The sequence below is a fragment of the Ligilactobacillus acidipiscis DSM 15836 genome (assembly GCF_001435755.1).
Taxonomy (GTDB): domain Bacteria; phylum Bacillota; class Bacilli; order Lactobacillales; family Lactobacillaceae; genus Ligilactobacillus; species Ligilactobacillus acidipiscis.
In genome coordinates this window covers 1-1682 of the sequence record NZ_AZFI01000265.1, presented here as the reverse complement: position 1 = coordinate 1682, position 1682 = coordinate 1, and the positions used below count along the sequence as shown (strand labels likewise).

Annotated in this window: 1 protein-coding gene; it reads right to left on the bottom strand. The window is 30.8% G+C overall.

What is annotated here, in order from left to right:
* Positions 1 to 91 precede the first annotated feature (91 nt).
* The gene (locus tag FC65_RS10550) at positions 92 to 1642 is read right to left on the bottom strand and encodes a lipopolysaccharide biosynthesis protein (RefSeq protein WP_056972688.1); all 1551 of its coding nucleotides are present in this window, start codon (positions 1640 to 1642) and stop codon (positions 92 to 94) included.
* Positions 1643 to 1682 lie beyond the last annotated feature (40 nt).

The following is a 1682-nucleotide window of genomic DNA, read 5'->3' as shown; positions in this document are numbered from 1 at the left end:
TATTCATCAACAGGATTTGACAAAGAGCCATAAAAAACACTTATCTTACTAAGATAAGTGTTTAGTCCAGTATAAACAAAAAAAGAAGCGCTCAATTACTTCTAAATATTTTTTTAAAAAATAAAACAATATATTTATACCCAGTAGTTTTCGAATAAAAAACACTAAAAAATACTACCATAAAAAAAATCATTATCAATGAATTCAAAAAAGCAATAAATAAATTAGATTGAAACATAAATTGATCTAAACACAAAATAGTCTTTGAAATCACAAAAACAACAAGTATCACAAATACGCTATTCAACGCATAATTAAAAACATAGAATCGCAAATACTTTTTTTTGAATCCAAATCCGAGTCGAAAGAGCAATAAAGGTTCCCACCAAGAATTCAGGAATAAGTTTGTCAAAATGGTTCCTAATAGAACTCCTCGAATCCCAAGATGAAAAACTAATAATAATGACAATGATAATACAAAATTTAAAATAGCCTCAATCACCGACTTCTTACCATTTGGAACAAATAATCCATAAGCACTAATAAAAGTGATTGAACTTTGTCGCAATTGATCAAAAAAATAATTGAGAACAACGATAACAATAACAGGTAACGACAAAACGTAACTCTTCCCAGCCCAAAATTTAATAAATGGATTGAGTGACACATAGAGACACCCCGCTGAAATAGAAACAATAAAAAAGTTAATCATAAAATGGGCTGAATATACTTGAAAAGCCTTTTTCTGATTATTCTCAACAATTAAATTACCCACACTAGCTGTCACCGAGCTAATCAGCTTTGACAGAATATTACTGATACTCGTTACAATCAGCAAATAATTAGAATATATTCCAACTACTGTGATGCCCATAAAGGCCGAAAGTAACAAATTATCAGTTGAACGCACCACAATACTACCAATTTTAGAACCAACCATCCCTGCAATGTTATTTCGTAAATGATGAATTTCGTTACGATTGACCTTCAAATTCTTATTTTTATTAAGATATGGATAAAGCCTGTCTACTTTACGTGATATTGTAAAATTTGATAATACTGTACAAATAATTGCAACCCATAAATAATATGCATATGAATGAAAAAGAAATAGAACAGTTACTTGTAATACAACTTGCACTGCAGTATATTTCAGCTGATTAAGCGCACTTATGTATTCTTTTTGATCAGCAATCAGAAGCGATCTTTTATACGTGAAAAAATAGCTAACAACTGAATTAGTCAAATACAACACAAAATAATAAGTTACGCTATTTAGTGAGCTATAATCTTTGATGAGCACAGGCAGAATTGGAATCATAACCATTCCTGCAACGGCTATTATAATGCCGATCGCGTCATATGCTTTTTTAAACAAATTCATTAACGCACTAACAGATTCCTCATCATTTTTGGCAAGTGGACCATATAGAGAAAAAACAATCGCACTTCCAACACCAAGTTCAGCAAATGAAAGCACACTCAGCACATTTGTAAAAAGCCCGTTCAACCCTAAAAATTCTTTGCCTAAATACTTGATAAAGATTGTCTGTGTAATAAATTTTACTAGAATTGTAAATATTTGAACTAATGTCAAAATGGACGAATTAAGTATTGTACTCCTCGATCTACTAGCTTTCACAATTTACTCCTTCCTCAATTGTCAAGTTAAGTGCAACACT